Below are 25,710 nucleotides of genomic sequence, written 5' to 3'. Positions count from 1 at the left end.
ATTAATTAAACTAAGGAACCTCCACAACTTGAACCACTTCCGGCGGTACATCCGTAACAATAAGAGGCAGTTTTTACCTCATTAATTATGTCTAATTTTTCCAGACTTAATAGCTTTTCTACGGTTAATTTTTCTCCATTGGGTAAGGTGGCGGGTAGATTTTCCATTTGATTAAAATCGCAATCATAAATATTACCTAAATAATCAATTGATAGTTCATTACGACACATTAAATTATCGATAGTTTCTGGATTATAATTGGACTCTAAAAACTTGAGATAAGGAACATATAACTGTTGATTTTGTAAGTAATTTTTAGTTCTACCGATGGGAATATTAGTGATAGTAAATAGATGATTAAAAACGATGTTAAAGTTATCCATAAGAAATGTTTTATAGTCTTGTTCTAATTTAATTTGATCAGGTGTTAAAGCAAAGTTTTCATTTCTAGGGATAGGGGGATTATAAATTAAATCTAAGACTAAATTAGTATCTTTCCCATAACCTAATTTATTTAATAGTTGAATAGCACGAATTGACTCATTATAAACTCCTTTACCTCGTTGTTTATCCACATTATCCTCTAAATAGCAAGGTAAAGAAGCAATAATTCTTAATTGATTTTTAGCAAAATATTCTGGTAAATCTTCAAAATTAGGCTCAAAATAGATAGTTAAGTTAGAGCGTACAATCACCTCTTTTTGGGCTTTTTTAGCCGCTTCTACCAAGGGACGAAACCCATAATTCATTTCTGGTGCGCCTCCCGTTAAATCAACGGTTTCTATTTGAGGAAAACGGTTAATTAATTCGATTAATTGTTGACAAATTTCAGGGGATAATTCTTCTGTTCGTTTTGGCCCTGCTTCTACATGACAATGGTTACAAGCAAGATTACAAAGTTTCCCTAAATTGATTTGTAACACTGTAATTTTTTGTTTAGTTAGGGGTTGCTTAACTGTTTGATTAAATGGGGTAATTGCTTGAGAATTTAAAGTGACCATTTTTATTCCTAAAAATTATGATAAATGATTAAGAGAAGAATAGTAATTTATCTACAATTCTTCTCATTATGATTCGTTAATTAACAACATTCTCCTGGACTACAACAGTCCATTGCTTGGTTAGTTTCTGTCAGCTTATAATCTGATCCTTTTGTTTCTTTAGGATGACGAATTGCCTTATTTTGACAACTAAATTCTGTGGCTTCTTCTAGGGGAATTTCTTGATAAGGAGGCACGGGAATAATGTCTGTTTGATAGGGACTTTCAGGACGAGTTAAAATCTGATAAGTTTTATCACAGACTGCCATTCTTTCACCCCGACAAAATATGTGTCCATCATCATCTTGTACTTGTTTCCAAGGGCCTTGATAAATAATTGATTGCTTTCTTTCTAAACAAGGGCCTTCCTTTCCTTTATAAGCACGAACTGTCATAGAACGAAATTCAATCCCATCAATAACCTGCCAAGGAGTTTCCTCTCGTTTGAGAATTTCAATGCCATAAAATCCCACATTTTCAAACATTTTCAAAAAGTTTTCTTCACGGAATGCACCAGCAATACAACCACTCCATAAATCAGGATCATTAAGAATTTCTGGGGTAGGATCTTCATCACAGACAATATCAGAAATAACAGCCCTTCCTCCCCGTCTTAACACCCGATAAAGCTCTTTAAATAGCTGTTCTTTGTCCTGGGGATGGACTAAATTTAAAACACAATTAGAAATGACCAGATCAATGCTATTATCAGCAATTAAAGGGGAATTTTTACGCAAGCGATCGCATTCAGATTCAAACTGACTTAATTGTTCAATTGATTGAATTGGATGAGCAGATAACCAAGTCTGAACTTGCTCTAAATTCAAGGTTAAATCTTGTATTTTCCCCTTGACAAATTGAGTATTGTTGTAACCAAGTTTATTGGCAATTTCCGGTTGATACTGACGGGCAATTTTTAGCATTTCATCATTAAAATCAACCCCAATAACCTGACCCTTTGCGCCTACTTTTTGCGCTAAAATGTAGCAATTTTTACCCGTTCCCGATCCCAAATCTAAAACCGTTTCTCCTTCAGATACATACCGAGTCGGATCACCACAACCATAATCTTTTTCGATGATTTCTTGGGGTAAAATCTCTAAATACTTACCATCATAGTCAGTGGGACAACATAAAGTAGGTTGTTGAACTTTTGCCCCTTCTTGATAGCGTTCAAGAACAGTTTTTTCGATATCATAAAGAGGAGAATTAAGGGGAGATTGGGAAGTTACCATATCAGTCACAGAATGCGTTCCTTTTTGTAAACTATAATAGAGAAATTAAAAGCAATGCTCAAATGATCAACAAACTGTCCAGAATTTCCCGTCTGCTTCGGTTGTAAGATCATTAAAACGAGGAAAACTGAGAATTTCCTGAGATTTGTCTGAACTTTCCTAAGATATCATTAATATGAAGCGTAACCCTAATTATGTCTGAAACATTTACCCCCGAAACTCACCCTGAATTGTCCGAAATTTTAGCCCAGTTACAAGCTTTGACGGATAGAGTGGCTGATTTAGAAGAAAAACTCAAATTAGTCTCGGATATTGACCGATATAGCCAATTACAAGCCTTATTAAAAGCAGGAAAATTCAAAGAAGCCGATCAACAAACCACCCAAGTCATCCTCGAAGCAGTCAACAGAGATCGAGATAATATGACTCCTAATGACATGACGAAATTGCCTTGTAATATTCTCCAAGTCATTGATAGACTGTGGCGAGACTATAGCGGCGATCGCTTTGGGTTTAGTGTACAGTTGAGTCTGTATCAGGAAGTTGGGGGAAATATAGACACCCTACGCAGTCAAAATGTCGATATCCTGGAGAAATATGGCGATCGCGTTGGTTGGCGCAAAAATGGACAATGGCAAGGTAATAACTATGATAATTTAGATTTTAGCTTATCGGCTCCGGTGGGGTGTTTTCCGGCAATTTGGTGGAAGTCTCCTTATGGATTTAAAATGGCGACTTTTTGTTTTATGCGATTAATTGAATGCGAATTAGCTTAGCAATGAATTTTTTACGATCCTTCATAATTTTCGGTTGTTTGTGTTATCCCATAAGTCAAACTTTGGCCCAAGGAAGATTTGATCGTCCGACTTTTTTTCGGGATGGACAGATGTTAATGGAACAAGAAATTCAACGACTGCAACAACAACAACAACAGGCAACCCCACTCACGGAAATTGAACATCCATCCCAACTTTTAACCATTGATACTGGACAACTACAATGGCAAAAATTTCTCTTTAGAGATGGTAATTTTTCGGTTTGGATGCCTCAAGGAATACAAAGTCTAGAAACCATTACTCTAGATTTAGGCAACAGTAAACTATCCTTTGAAGTATTTGCCACTCAACCCAAACCCTATCGCTTTGTTGCTGCTTATTCTGAGGATTTAACCTCGTCTCAACTTACTAACCCAACTCAGTTATTATTAGAAGTAAAAGAGGGTATTCTTAAACAGACAAATTTCACTTTATTAACCGATAAAGATATTACTTGGCAACAATATTTAGGCAAAGAATTAACAATGAAACATGAAAATGAACTGATTAGCTTTCGGGTTTATCTAATCAATCAAAAACTGTATGTTTTAGCGGCTGGACAAAACAATAATATTGAGAATATTTCAAGTAATATGCTCAACTTTTTTGATTCTTTTCGCCTTTTAAACTAATAACTTTTCTCTTGGGGGTTTGATGGAATGTGATTTTTAAGTTTACTCCGTCGCATTCCTTTGGTTAAATAGGCTAAACTAAACACAGTTAACCCCATCATTCCTACTTGGAAATATTGGGTTAGCATAGTTGTGGTCAAAATTAATAATAAACCCAATAACCAATAAGATGTATTTTTAGGCATTGTCATCAAAATATAATATTTAAAGATTATTATAAGTCATCATCGAATAGCTTTGACTCAAGGGACAGAAAAAAAAATTATAATAGAACTAGGACAATTTTTGCTGAATATTTTCAAATTGTCAAAAATTGTCAATCTTGTTTTTAGATATCCTTTCACACCGTAATTTATGGCTTTTAAAATTTATTTATTCCAAGCATTACGGATTTCTTTACTCCTGAGTATTTTAGCTATTTTACTAACAATTTTACCTGTCAAAGCAGCCGAAAAAATTTACCTAATATATGGTTCATTAAACCTATCAGTTAAAGTCAATTCTTTAGAAAAATTTGCCAGAGAGGGAATTATTGATGACAACTTAGAATTTTATCTTAATATGGCAGGAGTTGATGAAGAACAAAAAGCAAATTTTAGACAAGCACTGATTAAAGTTTCCCCCGTGAGTCCCGTTCAACTTTCTCGTTTTTTTAATACAGAAATTGGGGAAGAAATTCTTAAACTTTTTGGTAATTATGTTGCCATTCAAGGAGGAAGAAATGGCAAATATGCCCTGCGAGGAGCGATGGTACAAGCAGCTTTTGATCCTGAAGGATTAACCCTGATTAATTTTCTTAAAAAACTGCCTACCAATATGCAAATTGACATTGAATCCTCTTTAACTTTATCTGAAGCGATAGAAACTGTAATCAAAGCGACAGACTTTTTCACAGAAGAAATCGCCATTCTTTCAAACCTTGAAGCTAAAAGATCTGCCCAGATTTATTTTAGTCAATTACCGGATATTACCAAATCTGGACAATTTGAAATTTCCCCCAAACAAACCTGGTCACTTACTGATAAAAAAAGAAATCGTCGCTTTTATGTTGATATTTATAGACCCAAAAAGTTGAGACAAGATAAAATACCTGTTATCATTTTTTCTCATGGCTTAGCTTCTCGTCCTGAAGATTTTTTAAAAGAAGCAAACTATCTTGCATCCTATGGTTTTATTGTTGTTATTCCTCAACATCCAGGCAGTGATTACCAACAAATTCAAAACCTTTTAGAAGGGTACAGGAGGGAAGTTTTTGAGGTTAATGAATTTGTCAACCGTCCTCAAGATATTAGTTATGTTATTGATCAATTAGAGCGACGAAATAAGGTAGATTTTGAGGGTAAATTAGACTTAAAAAATGTTGGTGTAGTCGGGCATTCTTTCGGCGGTTATACTGCTTTAGCGATTGCCGGAGCTACCATTGATTTTGATAATTTAAAACAAGAATGTAACCAAGAATTGAGTTACTTAAATACTTCCTTATTACTTCAATGTCGCGCCTTAAAATTAGAAAGGAAAGATTATAATTTTCGAGATGAAAGAGTCACAGCAATTTTAGCTGTTAACCCCGTTAATAGTAGTATTTTTGGACAAAAAGGATTAAGTAAAATTCAGATTCCCGTATTTATTGGAGCAGGAACTTATGATCCCGCAACTCCTGCTATTTTTGAACAGGTTCGCTCTTTTCCTTGGTTTACCACTCCCCATAAATATTTAGTTTTAATTGAAGGACAAGCTCACCTTGATTTCTCAAATTTAGATGCAGGAATTACCAATTTAATTGCATCCGTTCCTAATTTAACCCTTCCTAGTCCTGAATTATTAAGTCAATATAATAATGCCCTAACTTTAGCCTTTTTTGAAACCTATATTGCGAAAAATTCAGACTTTGCCCCCTATCTTCAAGCCATTTATACCCAATATTTAAGCCAAAGAGAACCCTTTAAAGCCTACCTAATAACCCAAAAGTCTTCTGAGGCTTTAAAACAATCTATCTTACGATTTAATGGCAATCATTAATCAAACTATAGTATTTATGGTCTGAGGTTTCCCCCTCGAATAACCCAAGTGATTGAACCACTAATGAGGGCTGTTAAGGTAACAATGACTATTTGTCTCCAGTTCTTTAATTCACCTACTTTTTCGGCTAAATCAGGAATTTTCTGAATTAATGGCTGTTGTGCCTGTAAAGTAGCCTTAATCGTTGCGATATCTTCTGATTGCTTGTCTAGTTTGTTCTCTACTTTGTCTATCTTCTGCTCTACTTTATCTATCTTCTGTTCTAGTTTGTCTATCTTCTGCTCTAGTTTGTTCTCTAGTTTGTCTATCTTCTGCTCTAATCTAGAGAACATCTCCTCAAGGGAATAGGTGACGGTAGTAGGTTCATTCATGGGTTAAACTCCTAATAAATAAATTTTTCGAGATGTTCCCTAGTAGCCCCTAGGGGACTAACTTTATTTTACGTTTTTAACCGAATGTCGGGCAGAATTCCCCATACTTCTACAAGGTGGGGTACTTCACTACTATTAATCTCTATGAGGGAGTAAAAAAATGCTACAAATAATTGTTCTCCTTGCTCCCTTGCAGTCATTTGTAGCAAACATAAGCGCGATTTCATATTATGAACTCAGGTTAACTAGGATTCACCCACATTAAAGTTTGTCCATATTCGACAGGTTCCCCATTAGCCACCACAACTTCCATCACTTCCCCTGTGGTTTCTGCCTCAATTTCATTCATCAATTTCATCGCTTCAATAATACAAACCGTCTGGCCATTGCTCACGCGATCGCCTACTTCCACAAAGGGAGCTTCATCAGGTGCCGAAGCGCGATAAAAAGTTCCTACCATGGGAGAGGCGATCGCTACCCATTTCTTCTCTGCTGGGGAAGGTGGGGAAGGTGGGGCCGTTTCTGCTGGTGCTTGGGTAGATACAGCAGGAAGGGAATGAGTGGGGGTAATTACCGCTTCTGAAGGGAAAACAGGGGGAGGTGAACTGGTTGTCACCCCACGGCGTACATTTAACTCAAACGTCTCTGTTTTTAAGGTTACTTCTGCTATATCGGTTTGAGCGATCGCCCCTAATAATTCTCGCAGTTCATTAAAATTAATTGACACAAATTATCCATCCCATAATACGGTCAAAAAGAGGTTGCCGCCATGGAGACAACCGATTTCAACATTAACATTAACGGGTTAGGTTTCCCGTCCTAAATAGGAACCATCACGGGTATCCACCTTAATTCTTTCACCAATGGAAATAAATAATGGAACCATGACTTGGGCCCCAGTTTCCACAATAGCGGGTTTAGTTCCCCCTGTGGCCGTATCTCCTTTAACCCCTGGATCTGTCTCAGTTATTTCTAAAATCACCGAAGTAGGTAATTGAACTTCTAACACTTGATCGTTCCAGAAGACAATATCTGCGGACATTTCTTCTTTGAGGTAATTGACAGCAGTTCCCATTTGATCGGGATTTAGACGTGCTTCTTCAAAGGTTTCCATATCCATAAAGACGTATTGATCCCCTTCTTTATAGGTATGTTGCATGGTGCGCTTTTCCAAGGTAGCTTGGGGAACGGTTTCCCCCGCGCGGAATGTTTTTTCAACCACACTTCCAGTTTGGGCATTTTTTAATTTTGTCCGCACAAAGGCGGAACCCTTACCTGGTTTAACGTGTAGGAATTCAATAACACGCCACACTGAGCCATCGAGTTCAATGGTGACACCGCTCCGAAAATCGTTACTAGAAATCATGAAAGGCTTTTAGAGCTTAGAAAGTCAAGATTCATTTTACAAGAGATTGGCGACTGGGGAGGTGTCATTTATACCTTTATTAATAAGTTTTTTGACAAGAAGACAATTTTTTCAGGAGTTAAGACTATTTTTCGGGAAAATATTGTTCAAGATCAATCAAATATTCTTCTCTTAGTGGTTATTAATATTATGTCTCTATTTAACAATGCTATAAATACTATTTCTTTCCATTAGTTACGAATAATCTGAGCAGGAATTCCAACTGCTGTCGCGCCTTCAGGAACATCACAAAGCACCACAGCATTAGCCCCAATTTTTGCCTGATTACCAATGGTAACTGAATGAACTACTCATGGTTAATGGTGGTTATCTCGGTTGAATAATGTTCAACCGATGCTTTAACAAACCCTAAAAATAAAGGATGGGCGGAATTAGGACGAGAACGAAATTCAGGGTGAAATTGTGTGGCAATAAAAAAGGGATGACTAGGCAATTCAATAATTTCTACCAACCGTCCATCAGGAGAAGTTCCACTCACCATATAACCCGTCTCTAATAACAAATTACGGTAAGCATTATTAAACTCATAACGATGGCGATGACGTTCATAAATCACTTCCTGTTGATACAAAGAAGCAGCCAAAGTATCAGGAGTAATGCGACAAGGATATAAACCCAGACGCATAGTTCCCCCTAAATCTACCACGTCTTGCTGTTCCGGTAAAAGATTAATAACTGGGTTGGTTGTTTCTGGTTCAAATTCTGCACTATTCGCATTCTCTAAATGGGCAACATTTCGCCCCCATTCAATCACCGCACATTGCATTCCTAAACATAATCCTAAAAAGGGAATATTTTGCTGTCTAGCATATTCAATGGCTTTAACTTTCCCATCTACTCCCCGAATACCAAACCCCCCAGGAACCAAAATTCCACTAATATCTTTTAAATACTTTTCTGCCCCATAATTCTCAATGTCTTCGGCATCGATCCACCGTAATTTAACCTCACTCTCAACGGCAATTCCCCCATGTATCAAAGATTCTACTACGGATAAATAAGCATCACTTAATTGAATATATTTTCCCACTAAAGCTATTTCGATTTGTTGCTTAGGTGACTGCATTCGTCGGACTAAAGTTTGCCATTGACTTAAATCCGGTTGACGGGGTTCTAAGTGTAATAATTCTAGGGTTTGTTGAGCCAACCCTTCTTGTTCAACAATTAACGGAACTTCATAAATACTGTTAGCATCTTGGGCCGTAATCACAGATTCTACGGGAACATCACAAAATTCTGAGAGTTTTTCTTTCATTCCCGCTTTTAACGGGCGATCGCAACGACAAACTAAGACATCCGGTTGAATACCAATGGAGCGTAATTCTTTGACGGAATGTTGAGTCGGTTTCGTTTTCATCTCCCTAGCGGCCGGAATCCAAGGAATTAGGGTAACGTGCATATAAACTACGTTATGGCGGCCCACATCTTTACGAAACTGACGAATTGCTTCTAAAAAGGGCAAAGATTCAATATCCCCAACTGTTCCCCCAATTTCCGTGATCACCACATCAGGATTGGTATTTTTTGCTACCCGATGAATTCTTTCTTTAATTTCGTTGGTAATATGTGGGATCACTTGTACTGTCCCCCCCATATAGGCTCCCCGTCTTTCCTTGTTGATCACCGCTTGATAAATTGACCCCGTTGTCACACTATTGAGACGAGACATAGGAGTGTCGGTGAAACGCTCATAATGGCCTAAGTCTAAATCCGTTTCTGCTCCATCATCCGTGACAAAGACTTCCCCATGTTGGAAAGGACTCATGGTGCCTGGATCGACGTTAATATAAGGATCGAGCTTGAGAATTGACACAGAATAGTCTCTAGACTTCAGTAACCGTCCTAAACTGGCTGCTACAATGCCTTTACCGATACTGGAGACAACACCCCCAGTAATAAATACAAATTTCGCCATATCCTTTCCCTTGAGATCTCGTCCGTTGCGGATTCCTCAATCATTTTAACCTGTCTGCTCTGTCTCCGAACAAATTGAAAATTATTAACTGTGATAACTATCACCCTTAAACAGTGACTCCTGAGCTTGCCTATATTTTAATTATCGTCAATCATAGGAACAGAATCCTAATTCATCTAATTTGGTTATCAATTGATAATTGATAAGTAATAAATTCGGTTGACAAATTATTTAAGCATGATCATCATGCTTTATGATGATAAAAACAGAGCAATAAGATTACGATACATTAATTTTTTTTGATTGAAATTTTTTTCCAGATAAATTAGAAATAAACCCAGTATAAACAATGTTCCAAACTCAAGAAGCGATTGAACTAAACCAAAAATATCAAGCCGGCCAAAGAAATTTTCAAGACTATCAATTACGCCGTGCTGATTTAAGAGGACTTAATCTCAGTCAGACAGATTTTCGCGGAGTTGATCTCAGCTATGCTAATTTGAGAGATGTCAATTTTAGTGGAGCAGATTTACGGGAAGCTTATCTAAATGAAGCCGATTTAACCGGAGCGAATTTGAGTGGAGCAAATTTAGAAGGAGCTTCTATTATCAAGACTTATCTCATTAAAGCTAATTGTGATCAAACAAATTTTAAGGGAGTTTATTTAACCGGAGCTTACCTAACAAAATCTACTTTTAAAGAAGCCAATTTTCGGGGTGCTTACTTAAATGGAGCTAAATTAGTCGGAGCCGAATTAGAAGAAGCTTATTATGACAGTCAAACCAGATTTGATCTTGCATTTAATCCTCAACAAGCGAGGATGAGGAAAATTGAAGATAAAAAGCAGACTATTGATAAATCCGAAGAAATAGAAGAAACTGAGAAAGCTAAAATCCATCAGCAAATAACTGTCAAAGAATTTTTAGAAATCTTTAATCATCTCACTCAAATCAGTTACCGTTATTTGGGAAAAACCATGACAAAAAAGTATTGGGAATCTTCTCGCCCTTTGTTTGAATGGTTAGAGCAATTTGAGATTAATTCAACAGGAGAAGTTGTTTTTAAGGGGGAATTAGAAACAGTTTTAAGTTCAGCAAAATTAGAATGGTCAAAAGCTTGGTTAAATGCCTTTATTCAATCTTGTTCTCAAATTGTGCAAAATTATCCTCAGATGCTTGATTTTCAATTAATCAGCTTAATTTTATCGGTCAATCTTCCTAAAAATAACTCAATGCTTCGTCAGACATCTTCTTTAAATGTATCAACATCTACCAAAGAGAATTCTTTACAGTTAATCAAGGTTTAAATCAGAAAAAATAACTTAGAATTGCTATAATTTACGATCATAAAGCGTTGTGAACTAAGTTATGAATCAAAGATTAGCAATTCTTCGCCGAATTCCTGGACAAGTTTATTTATTACTAAGTATCATCATTTTTGCTTCTGCTAGTCCCGTGACTCGCCAATTAATTAATTTAGGGGAGCAACATCTTATCGATGGCAAAAATCCTGTTGCTTTTTGTAATATTTTATTTGTGGGAAATATTTGTGCTTTATTATTGCTAGTATCTATTTATCACCATCAATTTTCTTGGCAAACCTTAAAACAATTTACATTTAAAGTTTGGTTAGGATTAATTGGCATTGGAATTTTTTCGGGAGCTTTAGCACCTGCTTTGGTATTTTTAGCCTTAGACTTAACCTCGGTAAATAATGTTATTCTCATCGGACGAATTGAACCCCCTTTAACCCTAGTTTTATCAGTTTTGTTACTAAAAGCTAGGGTAAATTATTGGGTTGGATTAGGTTCAGTTTTTTCTTTTCTTGGGGTATTGATTATTGTTTGGTTACAGTCACCAGAGCAAACATTTAATATGATGGGAGGAAAATTGGAGATTGGTAGGGGAGAATTATGTGCTGTTTTAGGAGCGATTTCTGTGGCAATTGCTAACATTTTAAGTAAAGTTAGCCTGAAAAAAGTTCCTCTCGGAATTTTTTCAATTATTAGAAATATCTTAGGAACAGTCATCTTTTTTGTAATTGCGATGAAACTCTATGGATTGATCCATTTTGCCCATATTTTTACTCCCTTTTTATGGCAGTGGATGTTTATTTATAGTGCGATTATTGTTGTCGGTGGTCAATTATGTTGGTTAATGGGATTAAAATATACAAGTGCTTCTGATGTGTCTTTAGCGAGTTCTTTTAGTCCAATTCTTGGAATTACTTTTACCTATTTAATTCTAGGAGAAATGCCTAACAAGGCTCAATATATTGGTGGCAGTGTCATTATGATGGGAATTATGTTAACTCAAATTGGTGTCAGACGACTAAATCAGAAAATTTTAATAAATTCTACCCCAAAAGAGGCTGATATTCGGGCAGGATTTAAAGGAATTTAAAGCAAGTTCTAATTTACATAGAGACTCAAAATCTAAGGAGTAAAAATACTACCCATAAATAAAATTGCTCCCGTATTCTCATCTTGAATCAGACAGAAAAAAGGACGATCTACAATCATCGTAAATTGTGGTTGCGACGAGATAATTGATGCTACCTTGAGATTCATTGATTTGACTGAGGGCAGTTGCTTTCCGTTTTCATTAAATTCTACTAATGCCTGATGTTTAATGCCATTAATATAAGCTGAATGAGAGGTTAATTTAGAAAATCCAGCTTGGGATGGATTAAACATGGTAGAAAGCCCTAAAGACTGTAAAGTTTTTGTGAGATCGACTTCATAGTTTAAAGTGAAGCGAGGTAACTGAAGTAACCCACTGGTTTGCCGAAACTTAGATGATAGTTTTTGCCATTTCTTAGGGGTGAAATCTTGAAAAATCTGGGAAGATTGGTTAGAGTTTTTTGGTAAAACTAAGGACAAACTAAACTGTCCATCACCATAGGGCAATTTAATCGCCTGAAATTGAGAGTTTTCTAAATAATGATAGGTTCCCTGACGAGACATAAAGGGATAAGGTTTACTGGTGTTAGGACTTACATAAAAGGGTTTATCTGTCGTAAGTTTTTTATCAAAACCGACTTGCCAACTCCCTTGAAAATAAGCGGTATTAATCAAGAAAAGAACATCATCTGCTTGAATTTTATTGATAATATTTTTGATTTTCCCTTCAGTATTGTCTGTAACCCAACGATTAATAATACCCTTAGCTTCAGCACTGGCAAAATTCAAATTGGTAATTTGATCCTGATAATAATCTCGATTATTTTTAAGAAACTGATAACGAAAAGTAAAACCCTGTCTGGCCCAAAGGGAATTAGCGACGATTAACGGAGATTGAGAATTCTGAAGATTTAAGTCACTTTCTAAGGTTTGATTAGCTCGATTTAGCGCGTCAACTTCTACCCCTTGAATACCTAATGCTTGAGCAATTTCCGTTTTAGTATCTCCTGTCGCGCCATTGTAAAGCATCGACAAAGTTAACGCGACACTGGTTGGAGAGACAAAAACATTTTGTTCTGGATTCGCCTTAACTAAGGTTGAAAACAACTGAAAGCCAAACTGTGCGTGGGCTTTAACCAGCCGTTTCTCATCCAGAGAAGGCTGAGGGAAACCCATTATGGGGGAAACTTCTTGCAACGCCTGAGCGTCTGCTAATATACTCAGGAAGTCAGTTTTTGAGAAGGAGATCAACCCACTCAAGAAAAATAAAAACATCAAGCCGAATGTGGCTCTTATCGTTCGTTGAGTCCTCATCACCCTTAATCCTATTTACGATACAGCAATGTTTACCGTTTTTAGCCTTAGCGTTAAAAAGCCTCAAAACACTTATGATGTTGTTTCGACCGTCACGTCGGAATGTCGTCTACCTTGTTCAAAAAAACTCCTCCTTCTCCGAGGATATACTTGATTGCTAAACATAAACCCTTAGAATTGTAAATAAATAATTACAACTATCAACACCTTGCCTAGATGGGGACAAGCAACGGAGGTCAGCCAAAACTGTGAATATCCAAGAAATCATGGAAAAAGGTGGGGTAGCCATGTGGCCCCTGCTCATTTTGTCGGTATTAGCCTTGAGTACCATTATTGAACGCTCCTGGTTTTGGGTCAGATTTCTACTCAAAGAGGGACAGATTCTCAACCGGATTTTGGAGACGGCGGCCCGTAACTGGGATGCAGCCCCAAAAGTAGCGAAAGACAATATTAATCATCCCGTGGGCAAGTTTCTCTATGGCCCCCTAAGATTGATGAACCCAGATCCAGAGGTTTTCCATTTAGCCTTAGAATCAGCCGCTGATGATGAATTAGCCATGATGCGACGGGGAGATAAGGTGTTAGAGGCTGTGATTGCCCTCTCTCCCCTGTTAGGATTATTGGGAACGGTTTTAGGATTAATTGCCTCTTTGGGTAACATCCAAATTAGCGACTTGGGAACATCTTCAACTACAGGTGTTACCCTAGGGATTGGTGAAGCTCTAATTTCGACAGCCACGGGATTAATTGTTGCCATTATTAGTTTGACCTTTTACCGAATTTTTCAATCCCTTTGGTTTAATCAAGTTAGGGTATTCCGCAAAACGGGTAGTGAGTTAGAAGTGATTTATCGCCAACGTTGGTTGGATACTGATGGTGAACCCTCGGCTCTCCCAAACAATATCCCACCGAAATTCACCGATACTTTTGACGAATAAACCGCCCTTAAGTTATCTTTTTAAGAAACACCCATGACCCAAGATAGGAACCATCAAAGAATAGCCCGTAAAAGTCAATCCCATAGCCATGCCCGTCCGCTAAAACTCTGGCAAGATCCTTCTCAACAACAAGAAGTTCGCATCGAAATTTTACCAATGATCGATGTGATTTTTTGTATCCTGACTTTCTTTATTTTGGGAGCGGTTGGTTTATCTCGTCAGCAAGCGATTAGCTTAGATTTGCCGAAAGCGGGATCGGGAACCCCCCAAATGCGAGAAATGATGGTGGTTAGCCTCGATGATTTTGGCCAAGTGTACGTTGAAAAACAATTGGTAACTCGCAATCAGCTATTTGACTCGATTAAGAGCTATCATCAATTTAACCCTGAAGGTTTAATGGTACTTCATGCCTCAAGAAATGCTAGTTACAATGAAGTAATTCAGGTATTAGATATGTTGCGAGAAGTCGGTGGTGAAAGGGTTGCTTTAGCTACCCTACCAGGTGAATCTGAAGGAACCCCAAATTTGAGTGATCCCACCCTCAGTCCTTTGCCATCAGGAACAGGTTTACCAGGAAACTACACCAATACTCTTCCTCAGACAATTCCAACCAATCCTTCTAGCGGAATCGGTAATTATCCAGCGAATCCTCCAAATTCTTCTCCCTCAAGAGAATCAACACTTCCTCAAACCACTATGCCGAATAATTAATTTCTCAAAGCTAACGCTGTTCTTAAAACTGTTTCCGTTCACTTATACCAACGCCATCGATGGTTTCCCTTACCGATAGCACCTATTTGTTACCGCATGATCCGAGAAGCGAGTAATTGTTCTTCTAAGGCAGCAATCCGGTTATAAGCGGCGGTTAACTGTGCTGTGAGTCGTCTAACCTGAAGATCGGTAGTTAGTAATGGCTCCACTTCAGGGGCGATGAGGGTGCTATTTTCACTCTCATCTGGTAGGATGTCCTTATGCTCCATCACGGACTGATAATATCCATGGCGAGGTAAAGCCATGGGGTTCGGGCCCGAAAGGGTAGGCAGAGAGGGTTGTGGATTGTTAACCATGACTTCCCTTGGGAGGCGAGAAGCCCCCATCTTTTGGCCAAGCTGTTCAACAATATGATGGAGTTGAGTGACTTTTTGATTAAGTTCATTAATTTGCTGCTGTAGTCCATCCATAGGAATTCCCATCACTGAAAACTGTGCTATTTCTCATCCTAGAATTGACTGAGACGGATAGTTACAGATTCCTGATTCATTTAACTTTCTTCCGTGATTCGTCTTAAATCTTGATACAATGAATGCCATGCTTAGCCGTCGTTCTTTTTTGATCAGTACAGGGGCTGTTGCGTTAGGGCAATTGTTATCAGGATGTGGTGATTCTGAGCATGATTTGCGGGTTTTTCTGTTACAAGGTTCGATTCCCCCGCAATTACTGACTGCTTTTCGTCAACAATTATCCCCTCGGCCTTCTCTCTCTTTTACTCCCCAAGCTCAGCTAAAAATGTTGTTTGAGCTATTGGCAACTTGGCAAGGTAAAGATGCCAAGAAAGCCGGTTTATGGCGTGATTTACCCAAAATCCCCATTATCAATCCGCAAGAACCACCGATCAGTGATTTAGTCACTTTAGGAGATGCTTGGTTAGCTGAAGGCATTCAACAAGGGTTAATTGACCCCCTAGAGCTTACTGATATCCCCAATTGGCAAAAACTGCCCTCTCGTTGGCAACGCTTAGTTAAACGAGATGGGCGAGGGAATGTCAAGGAAAACGGACAAATTTGGGGGGCCCCCTATCGTTGGGGAACAACTTTAATGGTTTACCAAGAGGATAAGTTAGACTGGGAACCGACAGATTGGTCTGATTTATGGGATGAACGATTACGCGATCGCATTACCTTGGTCGATCAACCGAGAGAGGTGATTGGATTAACCTTAAAAAAACTGGGACAGTCTTACAATACACAAGATTTGGCCTCAGTTCCTGGTTTAAAGTCTGAACTTTTGTCTCTACAAAAACAAGTTAAATATTACAGTTCTCGCCATTATTTACAACCCTTATTAATCGGAGATGCTTGGTTAAGTGTGGGTTGGTCCAATGAGATTTTACCTCTAATTGCTAAAAATCGAGGTCTTAAGGCTATAATACCTGCTTCTGGTACTTCCCTTTGGTCAGATATTTGGGTTAAACCTAAAGCCAAAACTGGGAACGTAGTGTTATCGAAATCAGCTAAACAATGGATTGATTTTTGTTGGCAACCTCAAGCTGCTGATTTGATTTCTTTGTTTACTGAGGGTGCTTCTCCTATGATTAATGTAATTGATAAAAATGAACTTTCAAAAGAAGTTCAAGATAATCCTTTATTATTAATTAAGCCAGAAATTTTCGATAAATGCGAATTTTTAGAGCCTTTACCGGATAAGGTTCAAGCAGAGTATCTTAATCTTTGGAAGGAAATGAGAAATAGTTAAGCAATTAAGTTGCTTGTGGGGTAGAGTAGCCATTTGTCCATACAGATATTTGGGAATTATTGCCTTCTAAAAAAATGCTTTAAATAAACTGGCTAAAATTAAGGAGAATTAATCATGAATATTCATTACACAATTATTATTCAATGGTCAGAGGAAGATAAATGTTATGTTGTTACCCTTCCTGAATGGGGAGAATTTTGTCATACCCATGGTGATACTTACGAAGAAGCATTCAACAATGCTAAAGAAGTTTTAAAATTATTAATAGAATCCGCCTTAGAAAATAATGAAATTCTACCTAAGCCTCAACTCTTTGAGCCATCAGTTCAATTAGTGGAACAACTAAGTGCTTAAACAAAATTAATTTTTGCTTTTACTTTTATGAGAAAAAGTTAAGCAATTAAAAGGTAAAGCATTCCCCTATTCTCAAGAACTTTTGCGACACAACCTAGAAATTGGAGTATATTTTTAAGTTTTTTAAGCAACCTCTATTGCATTTTATAGCGTGTCTCGGACTCATGAAATAAAGTAACAGAAATGAGTAAAACACTTGCGAATATCTTGTTAAGTAGGGTTTGCTGAATAAGGACAAAAGCCTTATAAAATAAAGGTTATAGGGGTAAGCTAATACGCATTTAAAATGCGTATTAGCAAGACAAAAGGCAATGGGTTCGACAAGCGGTTATCGAGCGGAGTCGAGACTTGTACTGAGCTTGGTCGAAGTATGCACCAACCAAGCAAAAAGCTTTCATGAAAGAGGGTTGTAGCTGTTTCCTTCAATTTAACAAATAAGCAGTTTAAATGCACAACAGCTTACTCAGTGGGAGCAAACCTTATTTATTACTTATTATAATACTTCGCTTTTAACTCTTGCCTATTCATCAGATTTACGTCCCTTTAAACTCTTAACTAATGCCTTAAATTGTTGTTGCAAATAGTCAAAATTTTGACTATTTTCTCCATATCGCCAACTGACATAAGCTTGAGAAAGTTCCTCAATAATTGCTGCTTGTTCCTGGGGATGTTGTTGATAAGAAACTTCGACATATTCTAAAGGGGTTTGTGCTGGATGTTTCGGATATCCCTTACTTTTTAATAGTTCTAACATTTCTTGATATAATCTGACAATTGGTGGTAATTTAGCTAAGCGACGATAATATCCTAATTTGCTTAATTGTCCCCAACCTAACCAACCCAATAATCCTAATCCAACCCCTAAGAATAACCCCACAAATACCCCAATTAAACTACCTGAAATAAACCGCCATAACCACACCAAAATATTAATAAATCCGCCAATTATCTGAGTCCAAATGATGTTAAAAAAGCTGCTAACAGGAGAAGGCAACCAACTGGCTATCCAATTCCAAAATTGCTTTAAAACCCCAAAAGTTTGCTCTTCTTCAAGAGAGGGAGGAATTAATTCATGGCCAGGAATTGGATCAAAACTATACCAGCCAAATTTAGTAAAATAAACTTCTGTTAATCCATAAGCATCGGTATTTTTAACCACATAAAATCCGGTAAAAGGATTAAATTTTCCTTGGCCAAATCCTACTGTTAACCGTGCAGGAATGCCAATAGAACGTAACATCATGGTTAAAACAGTCGAAAAGTGATCGGGATAACCCCCTTCATGCTTAAAGAGAAAGGCTGTAACTAAATCTTCATTCTCATCAAAAAAAGGCAAATCTGGTTTAATTTGATACTGTTGTTTAACTGTTTGTGTTAAGAACAAAGCTGCTTCATAGGTTGAGTTAATTGGGTTGGGTGATTTTGCTAATAATTCTAAGGTTTTTTGGCGTACTTTTTCTTCAATTTCAGGGGGAATTTGTAAGTAATTTTTGATGATTTTTTCAGGATATTCATAAGGAGATGTTCTTAAAATGGTACGATCTCGATAAGGAACTTCTGAAATAACTGTATAGGTTAATCCTTCAATTAAACCCACAGGCGATCGCAAATTTCCCCGTTGATCAATGCCAATTTCTTTGGCAGGAAAATAAAGAGAATTTGGGATAGAAAGGGAAGGAATAACATTCGGTAAATCAGTAACGGCCGTATAACTTTGAATAACCTGCTTCGTTTTCATACGAGTAGCAGGTGATGATAAAAAGAATTTGTAAGACCAAGGATCTCGTTGAATCATGTTAAGATCTTGATCATTAGAAATTTCCCAACCTTGTCCTGTATAATGATCAAAAGATAATGCCTTCCAAAATCCAGGAGCTTGAGAACGTACCCGCATGACAATTTTGGGAGTCATATTTCCCCGTAAATTTTGATTGATTTTGGTATTAAAGCCATAATAATAATTATTATCGAGTTTCCCTTCTCCTTCCGTTGGACTTGTGCCTTGTCCCCCTGAATTTTTTCCTTGTTCTTTATTGGTGTATCCTGGATTGATAATCCCGTTATTTTGTCCATTAAACTTTTGACTATCTGCATCTAAAGGACTACTCACAGGAAAGGTTTGTAATTGATACCCTGGAAAACGTGGCATCAACATAAAAATTGTTAATCCTAACACCAAAGTCAGACCAATAATTAAACCTAATTTTTTCAAAGAAAAGGGAGAATAAGTTATAACAGAATTAGAAGCACGAGGGGAACGAAACGGTAAATTAAGGCTGCTATCAATAGCTTCTAGTCCCAAACGAGAACGATAATCTAAAATTAAGGTAGGAATAGCTAAACCTAAAAATAATAATAACCAAGGAGCAAAAGCTAAGGTTTGGGAGATAGTACCAGCAACTCCCAATAAAATAAGGCCAATAACCATTGAATACCCTAAATCTTTCCGTCTTGGTAAATCAAAACTATGGAGAACTTGAAGTTGAACTAATAAACCCCCTAAGGCCAATCGACTATCATTAAGACTTTGGGCTAAATTAATTAAAAAGAAAAAAAGTACCCCCAGCATAGCAATGGCCAGGAAAAATTTAACAGTGATGTTGCGATGTTTTCGACGATACCAACTCCAAGTTGACCCCGCGATACTTAAGGGAATTGCCCATAAACTCATCTGGGTTTGGGCGGCCACATCAGTGGCAATAATCCCGATAATAACTAATCCCTGGACTAAAATTCGTAGGGTTAGGGATTCTTCAGTCTGTAATTTCGGCATTGCTTCTATTTTTTGCCGAAATTGTTCAAATAAGGATAATGGTTTAGGGGGGTTATTTTTCATAGAACAAGAGAGTTAATGGGGGTTAAATTCAAGAATCACAACAGATTTTAATTTTCTTTCGCCTCCTACTGTTACCAGTTTACCCCAATTTGTCAATCAGATTTATTACGTTTTTTATATTAATTGTCACGTTCATTTAAGTTGAGGAAGAAACCATGTCTAAGCAAATTACTTATAGTCCTGCTTATACCTTAGTACCTACTTATGAGTGTTTTAACCGTTGTACCTATTGTAATTTTCGCGTTCACCCTAATCAAGATGATTGGTTAACCTTAGAAAATGCAGAACAAATATTAGAAAAAATGCAAAATAAATCTATTTGTGAAATTCTTATTCTCAGTGGTGAAGTTCATCCTCAGTCCCCCAGAAGAAAAGTTTGGTTTCAACGAATTTATGATCTTTGTCAATTAGCCTTATCTATGGGATTTTTGCCCCATACTAATGTCGGCCCCTTAAGTTTTACTGAAATGGAAACTTTGAAGACCGTTAATGTGTCTATGGGATTAATGGTAGAACAAATTACTCCAAAACTTTTAGAAACTGTTCATCAGTATGCACCAAGTAAACTCCCTAAATTGCGTTTACAACAGTTAGAATGGGCAGGACAATTAAAAATACCTTTTACTACAGGTATTCTCTTAGGAATTGGTGAAACATTAACCGATTGTTGGGAAACATTAGAGGCGATCGCCCAAATTCATAACCGTTGGCATCATATACAAGAAGTTATCTTACAACCTCATAGTCCTGGTCAGCAACAAACTTTTATAGCTTCTGCTTTTAATTATCATCAATTACCAGAAATTATTGCTCAAGCCAGACAGATTTTACCTGAATCTATTACCTTACAAATTCCCCCTAATTTAATTACAAATCCTCAATGTTTATTAGACTGTTTAGAGGCAGGAGCTAGAGATTTAGGAGGAATTAGCCCCAAAGATGAAGTAAATCCTGATTATGCCCATCTTACTCATCAAGGATTAATTAATCTTTTAGGGACAAAAGGATGGCAATTAGTTCCCCGTTTACCGATTTATCCTCAGTATGATTCTTGGTTATCTTCCCCTTTACAACTGGCAGTTAATTCCTGGAGTAAATCTACTCAACTAGCATTTTGATTGTCAAACTTATCTGTCATTGTTACAATCTTATCTGAGGTTAAAATACAAAAAATAGGTGATTTATCAATGCTAAATCAAGTCACTCTCCAAAATTATGTTCCTTTTTTAGCCAGAATCTTTCTCTCGGCAATTTTTCTTAAATCTGGTATTAGTAAAATCCTTGCCCCCGCTGCCACTCAAGCTTATATGGCATCCCAAGGACTCCCCTTCACGGGAATTTTACTCATGCTTACTATTGTTGTCTTAATTATCGGCGGATTATCAGTTTTATTGGGGTATAAAGCTAAAATTGGGGCTTTATTATTGATTGGATTTCTCATCCCTGCTACCCTAATTTTTCATGGAGATTTTCCCGAAGAAGAAATCGCTTTCTTAAAAAATTTAGGGTTAATGGGCGGATTATTAATGATTGTGGCTTTCGGTTCAGGTAGTTTCAGTTTAGAAAAATAACCCTAGCAATTCTCAAGCGGTAGAGAGGTTTAATTAACCGTCTCTGCCCATTATTCTCCATTTCCCATGTTTGGCTTATAATAATGGTTTGTTCAGAAATAAGGAATATTATCCCTCTTGCTCTTTTGAGGTTAAGCGACGCATAAGCTAATACGCATTTAAAATGCGTATTAGCAAGGCAAAAGGCAATGGTTCGACAAGCGGTTATCGAGCGGAGTCGAGACTTGTACTGAGCTTGGTCGAAGTATGCACCAACCAAGCAAAAAGCTTTCATGAAAGAGGGTTGTAGCTGTTTCCTTCAATTTAACAAATAAGCAGTTTAAATGCACAACAGCTTACGAGTCATGTAATTATTACCTCTCTAATTATTGCATCAGATGAGAGGTTCATTTCGTCTGGTTGTAGATATAATTCAATGGCTTCTTTAATATTTTCTAAGGCTTTTTCTTCGGTTTCTCCACAAGAAGTACAACCTGGTAACTCTGGACACCAAACAGCAAAATCTCCGGTTTCTGGATCTTTTTCAAGGATTACACGCCATTTACTCATGTTTGAATTCTCTATTAATTTTCAAAGTTCTATCCTAATTATAATTGGTGTAAGGGTTCAATTTGGTAATAATATATTTCGTCTACTTGGTTTTTTTGTTGAGAATAATGTATTGATTCTAACTAACGGATTTACTAAAAAGACTCAAAAAACACCTTCGCAAGAAATTAATCTAGCACACCAGAGAAAACGAGACTATTTAAACAGGAGATTAAATGATGAGTGATATTGAGAAATATATTAAGCAAAGAAAACAAAAAGATTCTGACTTTTCTGAAAACTTTGAAGCTGGCTATCTCAGTTTTAAATTAGGATTTATTCTAGCACAAGCTAGAGAAGAATCTGGTATCACAATAGAAGAATTAGCGGAACATTTAAACTGCGATCAGGCAATAGTTTCTCAAATAGAAAACAATATCCAATCTGTTAATATTGGCACTCTTGAAAAGTATATTAAAGCTTTAGGGAAAGAACTAATTCTAGAAATAAGATAGTATAGTTAATTTCTAGAGATTTATTTGTCTTCAAGACGGTGCGTTACATTTCATTAACTGCAAAAGCCACGATCGCACTAGGTTTGAGAAATAGAGTCAAGATATAGAGTATCAGGACATATATCTTGTTCGTTTGGCCAAGTTACTGTACCGTCTAGAATTTTTACTTGATTAAAATAATGTTTATTTCTAAGTTCTTGAAAGATGCCAAAGTCCAGAAGTGGTGAACAATCATAAAATTTTTTTTCTTTATTAGTAAATATGAGTTGTATTAGAAGGATTTGAAATAGGAGATATTTTTGTATTTGATGAAAATAACCCTGATAACTTATATATTCCTATTTCTAGCAATGTTATTTCTGCATCCAATACATCATCTAATGATTATTATCAAAAACGATGTAAAGAAGAAGGAGTTAAGCGTCATCCGGCTAGATTTCCGCAAGCTTTACCTGAATTTTTTATTAATTTTTGTACAGAAGTTGGAGATATTGTTCTTGATCCTTTTGCTGGTTCTAATATGACAGGTAGAGTAGCAGAAACTTTAGACAGAAAATGGATTGCAATTGAAATTGAAGAAGAATACATTAAAGGGTCAAAATTTAGATTTGAAAGTGAATCAACGGCAGTTATGGCAACTGAATCTGCTAATATAGCTAAAGTAACAGAAAAAGAAAAAACAGAAATTTCTGATTTACCTTTGTTCAAAAAATAAACTTTCTAACAATTGTTGCTATCTAAATAAATTAAATTACCTATTTTTAATCATAATTGTGCCATGAATGCAAATAAATCTAAAAGAATTCGGTTTACTTATGGAGATCAGTTTCAGCCTGAGAAGTTTTCTATTATTCAAATAATTAAGCTTTGTGAGAGTTGTCAACCGGAGAGAAATAAACTAGAAGAAGAAATATTATCTAGATACTTTATCGATCATTCCAGAAGTAGTTCTGATTCAATATCAGCTAATGATAATAAGCGTAAACTTGCTATGAATTGCTTTTTATCATTAAGAGCTTATAAAATTATTCAAGATATCAATGATTCAGGAAAGCAGTATCAACTAACAGATATTAGCAAGGAAATTTTAAAAAATAGTGAGAATGAAATAACTGTTTATAGGCTTTTTGCTCGTCACATACTAATCAACCTTGGCGGAATGTCTTTATTAAAAGCTATCGAAGCAATTAAAACACGAGGCGAAAATCCTAATGTTGAATCCGTTGCTTATGAGTTACAAGAAATAGGGTATATCATACCACCTAATTGTACATATCATAGTACAATGTCTAAGTGGTTAAGCTTGGCTAATGTAATTAATAAATATGATATTGACTGGGATACGGTTTATGATTTACTAGGAACTAATCGAGAATATATTGATGATTTATATACACTAACTTCCTATCAAAAATATTTCTTACTCTCGATGATTCAATTAGGGATTAATCAATTAACACCTTGGAATACTATTGTTAAATATGCAAGAAGTCGTTATCAAATTCGTTTTCCTACTAAAGCATTTTTACTATCAGGATATTTCTCCCAGAATAGTTCTATCCTAATTATAATTGTTGTGTTGGGTTTCTTGATAAAATTGAAGCTATTTGTATAAGTTCGGCAGCAGCAATCTCATACTGGGTTTCTTGTCCTCTTGGTTTACTTCTTAAGTATCCTGCGGGAGTCTTTTGTGAAGGTAGTAATCGAGAATTTTGGATTATTTTATCAAATTCTGCTTGTGCTTTAGGACTTTTATGGGCAATAGCATTTCTGATTTTATGATAATATCCTAAATTACTTTTTTGATCATGATTAAGATTAGTAAAAGGTTTACCATCATGAAAAAAAATTTTTGCTCTTTCTATTGTTCTATCATAAGGCAACCAATCAATATATTGTTTACCTCCCAGAATTACTGAATTGATTTCTGATTGTGGAGAAATTTTCACTTTCCGAATTTGATTAATTTTGCGTCCATCAATAACAATTTTTCCTTCCAGTAGTCCATAAAATAATTTTTCAATAAATTCTTCAAAATCGGTAAATAAACCCAAAAACAAACCATCATAAACCGTTAAAATATCCCTTTCTTCAAGAATTCTATTGGCTAACAGGTCTTCTATTTTAGCTCGTGTCATTTCCCGTTTTTTAACCCCTTCTTTAAAGTTTTCAAATAAGCTATCTGCTTTCTTTGGCATAAATTTCAGTAGGGTTGCTTATAAAAGATCTTAAATAATTAAAAATAGTTTCTCTCTCTGTAACTCCTTTTCTTCGTGAAGTAAGAGCTTTTTCAATTTCAGCATTAATTATTGGCTTATTTGTTAAATAATCACTACCTATCTTGATTTTTTCAAGAACTTCACTAGAGAGTTTATTAATAGGGTGTGATACTCGTGATTTCATACTATTTATTCCAAAAAGCAAGTCATAAATCACAGCAAAGAAAATATAGATTTTTGTTTTTTCATGGAACTTTGATGATGGCAAAAAATCTTTAAAATAATCATCAATAACTTTCATGGTGTTATGAAAATTATCATAAATTTTACTTTTGTTTGGTAAAGTATCATCATACTTTTGATAAAAACCATCTATTATATCTTCATTTTCACCCGTCAATAGCTTTCCTTCAATCATCATAATGATAAGTTCTGATGTCAGTTTAACTTCTTTCATTCGTGCAATATCATCGTCATTAAAAATTTTCCAATTTTTCCAATAGTTTAAACATTCTACTGCTAGTTGATAAGCGAGAGTTTTAAATTCACCAAAATATTCAGCATTTCTGAGTTCTTGTTTATTTAATTGATAATAGGTTGAATTCATCCTACGGAATATATCGATCACTTCTCTATCATCCATTCGTGGAGAGAGAATATGAACACTAAACTCATAATCTAAAATATCTCGCTTGATTTCATCATCGAGTTCTTGAAAGGTTTTTCCTGCTATTTCTTTATTGTGATTTTTTTGAACAGTAAATTGATCTTTTTCAGGATCATAGTCTGGTAAGGACTGAGGGGCGACAAAACTCAAAACAGTTCTTAATCTTTGCTGTCCATCAATTACTTCTCGCTTTGGTCTTAAGGTATCGAGATCAATAGGAAGATCTCTTAAAAAAATAATAGGAATTGGTAAACCTCTGACAATAGTATCAATTAGAAAAGACTTAGTACCTGATTTCCAAACTGATCGACGTTGAAATTTAGGGGATAAAATTAATGCTTGATCTTTTTGCCAAGATACAAAATCGGCTACTTTAAAAAAGCTTTTTTTATATTCAATTGTTCCCATGATTCTATATCTCGATTATTTTGTATGTATAATA

General features: G+C 36.1%; 30 protein-coding genes. 15 read left to right on the top strand and 15 right to left on the bottom strand.

Annotated elements, in window-relative coordinates; all coding sequences use genetic code 11:
• Nucleotides 1-5: 5 nt before the first annotated feature.
• Both arsS and VB691_RS02760 read right to left on the bottom strand, forming a co-directional pair.
• Nucleotides 6-1,001 (bottom strand): arsenosugar biosynthesis radical SAM (seleno)protein ArsS, encoded by a 996-nt coding sequence (arsS, locus tag VB691_RS02765; RefSeq protein ID WP_323289919.1) that lies wholly within the window; start codon nucleotides 999-1,001, stop codon nucleotides 6-8.
• 80 nt (nucleotides 1,002-1,081) lie between these two features.
• Entirely contained in the window at nucleotides 1,082-2,275 is a 1,194-nt protein-coding gene (locus tag VB691_RS02760) for a methyltransferase domain-containing protein (RefSeq protein ID WP_323289948.1), read from the bottom strand.
• A 194-nt stretch (nucleotides 2,276-2,469) separates the two neighbouring features.
• On the opposite strand from VB691_RS02760, the gene VB691_RS02755 reads away from it, so the two are divergent.
• Nucleotides 2,470-3,051: a GUN4 domain-containing protein gene (locus VB691_RS02755; RefSeq protein ID WP_323289918.1), complete on the top strand. Its 582-nt coding sequence runs from the start codon at nucleotides 2,470-2,472 to the stop codon at nucleotides 3,049-3,051.
• Between the two features lie 2 nt (nucleotides 3,052-3,053).
• The gene (locus tag VB691_RS02750) at nucleotides 3,054-3,722 is read left to right on the top strand and encodes a hypothetical protein (protein ID WP_323289917.1); all 669 of its coding nucleotides are present in this window, start codon (nucleotides 3,054-3,056) and stop codon (nucleotides 3,720-3,722) included.
• Here the strand turns inward: VB691_RS02750 and VB691_RS02745 are convergent.
• A complete protein-coding gene (locus VB691_RS02745; RefSeq protein ID WP_416244601.1) occupies nucleotides 3,719-3,913 on the bottom strand; it encodes a hypothetical protein in 195 nt (64 codons plus the stop codon). The two genes, VB691_RS02750 and VB691_RS02745, sit on opposite strands and share 4 nt — an antisense overlap.
• Nucleotides 3,914-4,076: 163 nt before the next feature.
• Between VB691_RS02745 and VB691_RS02740 the strand changes: the two genes are divergently transcribed.
• Nucleotides 4,077-5,741: an alpha/beta hydrolase gene (locus VB691_RS02740; protein WP_323289916.1), complete on the top strand. Its 1,665-nt coding sequence runs from the start codon at nucleotides 4,077-4,079 to the stop codon at nucleotides 5,739-5,741.
• Between the two features lie 14 nt (nucleotides 5,742-5,755).
• Here the strand turns inward: VB691_RS02740 and VB691_RS02735 are convergent, their stop codons facing one another.
• The 5 genes from VB691_RS02735 to VB691_RS02715 form a co-directional block, all read right to left on the bottom strand.
• Nucleotides 5,756-6,112, bottom strand: coding sequence for a hypothetical protein (locus VB691_RS02735; RefSeq protein WP_323289915.1), 357 nt, complete (start codon nucleotides 6,110-6,112; stop codon nucleotides 5,756-5,758).
• 68 nt (nucleotides 6,113-6,180) lie between these two features.
• Nucleotides 6,181-6,339, bottom strand: coding sequence for a hypothetical protein (locus VB691_RS02730; protein ID WP_323289914.1), 159 nt, complete (start codon nucleotides 6,337-6,339; stop codon nucleotides 6,181-6,183).
• A 14-nt stretch (nucleotides 6,340-6,353) separates the two neighbouring features.
• Nucleotides 6,354-6,839, bottom strand: a complete 486-nt coding sequence (gene accB, locus VB691_RS02725) for an acetyl-CoA carboxylase biotin carboxyl carrier protein (RefSeq protein WP_323289913.1) — start codon at nucleotides 6,837-6,839, stop codon at nucleotides 6,354-6,356.
• A gap of 78 nt (nucleotides 6,840-6,917) precedes the next feature.
• A complete protein-coding gene (gene efp, locus VB691_RS02720; protein ID WP_323289912.1) occupies nucleotides 6,918-7,478 on the bottom strand; it encodes an elongation factor P in 561 nt (186 codons plus the stop codon).
• Nucleotides 7,479-7,824: 346 nt separating this feature from the next.
• Nucleotides 7,825-9,453 carry a CTP synthase gene (locus VB691_RS02715; RefSeq protein ID WP_323289911.1) on the bottom strand — a complete coding sequence of 543 codons (1,629 nt, stop codon included), beginning with the start codon at nucleotides 9,451-9,453 and terminating at the stop codon, nucleotides 7,825-7,827.
• A 349-nt stretch (nucleotides 9,454-9,802) separates the two neighbouring features.
• On the opposite strand from VB691_RS02715, the gene VB691_RS02710 reads away from it, so the two are divergent.
• Nucleotides 9,803-10,759, top strand: a complete 957-nt coding sequence (locus tag VB691_RS02710) for a pentapeptide repeat-containing protein (RefSeq protein ID WP_323289910.1) — start codon at nucleotides 9,803-9,805, stop codon at nucleotides 10,757-10,759.
• Between the two features lie 61 nt (nucleotides 10,760-10,820).
• Entirely contained in the window at nucleotides 10,821-11,855 is a 1,035-nt protein-coding gene (locus VB691_RS02705) for a DMT family transporter (RefSeq protein ID WP_323289909.1), read from the top strand.
• Between the two features lie 32 nt (nucleotides 11,856-11,887).
• On the opposite strand, the gene VB691_RS02700 is transcribed toward VB691_RS02705, so the two are convergent.
• Nucleotides 11,888-13,168, bottom strand: a complete 1,281-nt coding sequence (locus VB691_RS02700) for a serpin family protein (protein ID WP_323289908.1) — start codon at nucleotides 13,166-13,168, stop codon at nucleotides 11,888-11,890.
• A gap of 287 nt (nucleotides 13,169-13,455) precedes the next feature.
• Between VB691_RS02700 and VB691_RS02695 the strand changes: the two genes are divergently transcribed.
• Together VB691_RS02695 and VB691_RS02690 are read left to right on the top strand one after the other, a co-directional pair.
• The gene (locus VB691_RS02695) at nucleotides 13,456-14,106 is read left to right on the top strand and encodes a MotA/TolQ/ExbB proton channel family protein (RefSeq protein ID WP_323289946.1); all 651 of its coding nucleotides are present in this window, start codon (nucleotides 13,456-13,458) and stop codon (nucleotides 14,104-14,106) included.
• A 33-nt stretch (nucleotides 14,107-14,139) separates the two neighbouring features.
• Nucleotides 14,140-14,817: a biopolymer transporter ExbD gene (locus VB691_RS02690; RefSeq protein WP_323289907.1), complete on the top strand. Its 678-nt coding sequence runs from the start codon at nucleotides 14,140-14,142 to the stop codon at nucleotides 14,815-14,817.
• Between the two features lie 89 nt (nucleotides 14,818-14,906).
• Here the strand turns inward: VB691_RS02690 and VB691_RS02685 are convergent, their stop codons facing one another.
• A complete protein-coding gene (locus VB691_RS02685; protein WP_323289945.1) occupies nucleotides 14,907-15,287 on the bottom strand; it encodes a hypothetical protein in 381 nt (126 codons plus the stop codon).
• Between the two features lie 127 nt (nucleotides 15,288-15,414).
• On the opposite strand from VB691_RS02685, the gene VB691_RS02680 reads away from it, so the two are divergent.
• Together VB691_RS02680 and VB691_RS02675 are read left to right on the top strand one after the other, a co-directional pair.
• A complete protein-coding gene (locus VB691_RS02680; protein WP_323289944.1) occupies nucleotides 15,415-16,578 on the top strand; it encodes an extracellular solute-binding protein in 1,164 nt (387 codons plus the stop codon).
• 114 nt (nucleotides 16,579-16,692) lie between these two features.
• A complete protein-coding gene (locus VB691_RS02675; RefSeq protein ID WP_323289906.1) occupies nucleotides 16,693-16,932 on the top strand; it encodes a type II toxin-antitoxin system HicB family antitoxin in 240 nt (79 codons plus the stop codon).
• A 520-nt stretch (nucleotides 16,933-17,452) separates the two neighbouring features.
• On the opposite strand, the gene VB691_RS02670 is transcribed toward VB691_RS02675, so the two are convergent.
• A complete protein-coding gene (locus VB691_RS02670) occupies nucleotides 17,453-19,768 on the bottom strand; it encodes a DUF3488 and DUF4129 domain-containing transglutaminase family protein (RefSeq protein ID WP_323289905.1) in 2,316 nt (771 codons plus the stop codon).
• Nucleotides 19,769-19,923: 155 nt separating this feature from the next.
• Between VB691_RS02670 and cofG the strand changes: the two genes are divergently transcribed.
• A complete protein-coding gene (gene cofG / locus VB691_RS02665; RefSeq protein WP_323289904.1) occupies nucleotides 19,924-20,886 on the top strand; it encodes a 7,8-didemethyl-8-hydroxy-5-deazariboflavin synthase subunit CofG in 963 nt (320 codons plus the stop codon).
• Between the two features lie 69 nt (nucleotides 20,887-20,955).
• Nucleotides 20,956-21,339 (top strand): DoxX family protein, encoded by a 384-nt coding sequence (locus VB691_RS02660; protein ID WP_323289903.1) that lies wholly within the window; start codon nucleotides 20,956-20,958, stop codon nucleotides 21,337-21,339.
• A gap of 342 nt (nucleotides 21,340-21,681) precedes the next feature.
• Here the strand turns inward: VB691_RS02660 and VB691_RS02655 are convergent, their stop codons facing one another.
• On the bottom strand, nucleotides 21,682-21,888 hold the full coding sequence (locus VB691_RS02655) for a type II toxin-antitoxin system HicB family antitoxin (RefSeq protein WP_323289902.1): 207 nt from the start codon (nucleotides 21,886-21,888) through the stop codon (nucleotides 21,682-21,684).
• On the opposite strand from VB691_RS02655, the gene VB691_RS02650 reads away from it, so the two are divergent.
• Both VB691_RS02650 and VB691_RS02645 read left to right on the top strand, forming a co-directional pair.
• Nucleotides 21,887-22,114, top strand: coding sequence for a type II toxin-antitoxin system RelE/ParE family toxin (locus VB691_RS02650; RefSeq protein ID WP_323289901.1), 228 nt, complete (start codon nucleotides 21,887-21,889; stop codon nucleotides 22,112-22,114). The genes VB691_RS02655 and VB691_RS02650 overlap by 2 nt on opposite strands.
• Nucleotides 22,107-22,382, top strand: coding sequence for a helix-turn-helix transcriptional regulator (locus tag VB691_RS02645; RefSeq protein ID WP_323289943.1), 276 nt, complete (start codon nucleotides 22,107-22,109; stop codon nucleotides 22,380-22,382). Before VB691_RS02650 ends, VB691_RS02645 begins: the two co-directional genes overlap by 8 nt.
• Nucleotides 22,383-22,459: 77 nt before the next feature.
• Here VB691_RS02645 and VB691_RS02640 read toward each other — a convergent pair whose 3' ends face one another.
• Nucleotides 22,460-22,600, bottom strand: a complete 141-nt coding sequence (locus VB691_RS02640) for a DUF2442 domain-containing protein (protein WP_416244607.1) — start codon at nucleotides 22,598-22,600, stop codon at nucleotides 22,460-22,462.
• Nucleotides 22,601-22,668: 68 nt separating this feature from the next.
• Between VB691_RS02640 and VB691_RS02635 the strand changes: the two genes are divergently transcribed.
• Nucleotides 22,669-23,097 carry a DNA methyltransferase gene (locus VB691_RS02635; RefSeq protein ID WP_323289941.1) on the top strand — a complete coding sequence of 143 codons (429 nt, stop codon included), beginning with the start codon at nucleotides 22,669-22,671 and terminating at the stop codon, nucleotides 23,095-23,097.
• Nucleotides 23,098-23,160: 63 nt separating this feature from the next.
• Nucleotides 23,161-23,997, top strand: coding sequence for a hypothetical protein (locus tag VB691_RS02630; RefSeq protein WP_323289900.1), 837 nt, complete (start codon nucleotides 23,161-23,163; stop codon nucleotides 23,995-23,997).
• On the opposite strand, the gene VB691_RS02625 is transcribed toward VB691_RS02630, so the two are convergent.
• Nucleotides 23,948-24,580 carry a hypothetical protein gene (locus tag VB691_RS02625; RefSeq protein ID WP_323289899.1) on the bottom strand — a complete coding sequence of 211 codons (633 nt, stop codon included), beginning with the start codon at nucleotides 24,578-24,580 and terminating at the stop codon, nucleotides 23,948-23,950. The two genes, VB691_RS02630 and VB691_RS02625, sit on opposite strands and share 50 nt — an antisense overlap.
• Nucleotides 24,561-25,676, bottom strand: coding sequence for a DUF262 domain-containing protein (locus VB691_RS02620; RefSeq protein ID WP_323289898.1), 1,116 nt, complete (start codon nucleotides 25,674-25,676; stop codon nucleotides 24,561-24,563). The genes VB691_RS02625 and VB691_RS02620 overlap by 20 nt, the downstream gene beginning before the upstream one ends.
• Nucleotides 25,677-25,710: the final 34 nt, after the last annotated feature.

Source organism: Crocosphaera sp. XPORK-15E, assembly GCF_034931425.1.
Lineage (GTDB): Bacteria > Cyanobacteriota > Cyanobacteriia > Cyanobacteriales > Microcystaceae > UHCC-0190.
Note: the sequence above shows the minus strand (reverse complement) of the source record. Positions and strands in the feature narration are given on the sequence as shown.

Excerpts from the sequence above, each read along its gene's own strand:
- VB691_RS02655 (WP_323289902.1), bottom strand. The coding sequence starts at position 21,888 with ATGAGTAAATGGCGTGTAATCCTTGAAAAAGATCCAGAAACCGGAGAT.
- VB691_RS02750 (WP_323289917.1), top strand. The coding sequence starts at position 3,054 with ATGAATTTTTTACGATCCTTCATAATTTTCGGTTGTTTGTGTTATCCC.
- VB691_RS02695 (WP_323289946.1), top strand. The coding sequence starts at position 13,456 with ATGTGGCCCCTGCTCATTTTGTCGGTATTAGCCTTGAGTACCATTATT.
- VB691_RS02630 (WP_323289900.1), top strand. The coding sequence starts at position 23,161 with ATGAATGCAAATAAATCTAAAAGAATTCGGTTTACTTATGGAGATCAG.
- cofG (WP_323289904.1), top strand. The coding sequence starts at position 19,924 with ATGTCTAAGCAAATTACTTATAGTCCTGCTTATACCTTAGTACCTACT.
- VB691_RS02760 (WP_323289948.1), bottom strand. The coding sequence starts at position 2,275 with ATGGTAACTTCCCAATCTCCCCTTAATTCTCCTCTTTATGATATCGAA.
- VB691_RS02690 (WP_323289907.1), top strand. The coding sequence starts at position 14,140 with ATGACCCAAGATAGGAACCATCAAAGAATAGCCCGTAAAAGTCAATCC.
- VB691_RS02710 (WP_323289910.1), top strand. The coding sequence starts at position 9,803 with ATGTTCCAAACTCAAGAAGCGATTGAACTAAACCAAAAATATCAAGCC.
- VB691_RS02675 (WP_323289906.1), top strand. The coding sequence starts at position 16,693 with ATGAATATTCATTACACAATTATTATTCAATGGTCAGAGGAAGATAAA.
- VB691_RS02625 (WP_323289899.1), bottom strand. The coding sequence starts at position 24,580 with ATGCCAAAGAAAGCAGATAGCTTATTTGAAAACTTTAAAGAAGGGGTT.
- VB691_RS02705 (WP_323289909.1), top strand. The coding sequence starts at position 10,821 with ATGAATCAAAGATTAGCAATTCTTCGCCGAATTCCTGGACAAGTTTAT.
- VB691_RS02645 (WP_323289943.1), top strand. The coding sequence starts at position 22,107 with ATGAGTGATATTGAGAAATATATTAAGCAAAGAAAACAAAAAGATTCT.
- VB691_RS02685 (WP_323289945.1), bottom strand. The coding sequence starts at position 15,287 with ATGGATGGACTACAGCAGCAAATTAATGAACTTAATCAAAAAGTCACT.
- VB691_RS02670 (WP_323289905.1), bottom strand. The coding sequence starts at position 19,768 with ATGAAAAATAACCCCCCTAAACCATTATCCTTATTTGAACAATTTCGG.
- VB691_RS02745 (WP_416244601.1), bottom strand. The coding sequence starts at position 3,913 with ATGACAATGCCTAAAAATACATCTTATTGGTTATTGGGTTTATTATTA.
- VB691_RS02680 (WP_323289944.1), top strand. The coding sequence starts at position 15,415 with ATGCTTAGCCGTCGTTCTTTTTTGATCAGTACAGGGGCTGTTGCGTTA.
- arsS (WP_323289919.1), bottom strand. The coding sequence starts at position 1,001 with ATGGTCACTTTAAATTCTCAAGCAATTACCCCATTTAATCAAACAGTT.
- VB691_RS02650 (WP_323289901.1), top strand. The coding sequence starts at position 21,887 with ATGTTTGAATTCTCTATTAATTTTCAAAGTTCTATCCTAATTATAATT.
- VB691_RS02755 (WP_323289918.1), top strand. The coding sequence starts at position 2,470 with ATGTCTGAAACATTTACCCCCGAAACTCACCCTGAATTGTCCGAAATT.
- VB691_RS02730 (WP_323289914.1), bottom strand. The coding sequence starts at position 6,339 with ATGAAATCGCGCTTATGTTTGCTACAAATGACTGCAAGGGAGCAAGGA.
- VB691_RS02700 (WP_323289908.1), bottom strand. The coding sequence starts at position 13,168 with ATGAGGACTCAACGAACGATAAGAGCCACATTCGGCTTGATGTTTTTA.
- efp (WP_323289912.1), bottom strand. The coding sequence starts at position 7,478 with ATGATTTCTAGTAACGATTTTCGGAGCGGTGTCACCATTGAACTCGAT.
- VB691_RS02735 (WP_323289915.1), bottom strand. The coding sequence starts at position 6,112 with ATGAATGAACCTACTACCGTCACCTATTCCCTTGAGGAGATGTTCTCT.
- VB691_RS02715 (WP_323289911.1), bottom strand. The coding sequence starts at position 9,453 with ATGGCGAAATTTGTATTTATTACTGGGGGTGTTGTCTCCAGTATCGGT.
- VB691_RS02660 (WP_323289903.1), top strand. The coding sequence starts at position 20,956 with ATGCTAAATCAAGTCACTCTCCAAAATTATGTTCCTTTTTTAGCCAGA.
- VB691_RS02620 (WP_323289898.1), bottom strand. The coding sequence starts at position 25,676 with ATGGGAACAATTGAATATAAAAAAAGCTTTTTTAAAGTAGCCGATTTT.
- VB691_RS02740 (WP_323289916.1), top strand. The coding sequence starts at position 4,077 with ATGGCTTTTAAAATTTATTTATTCCAAGCATTACGGATTTCTTTACTC.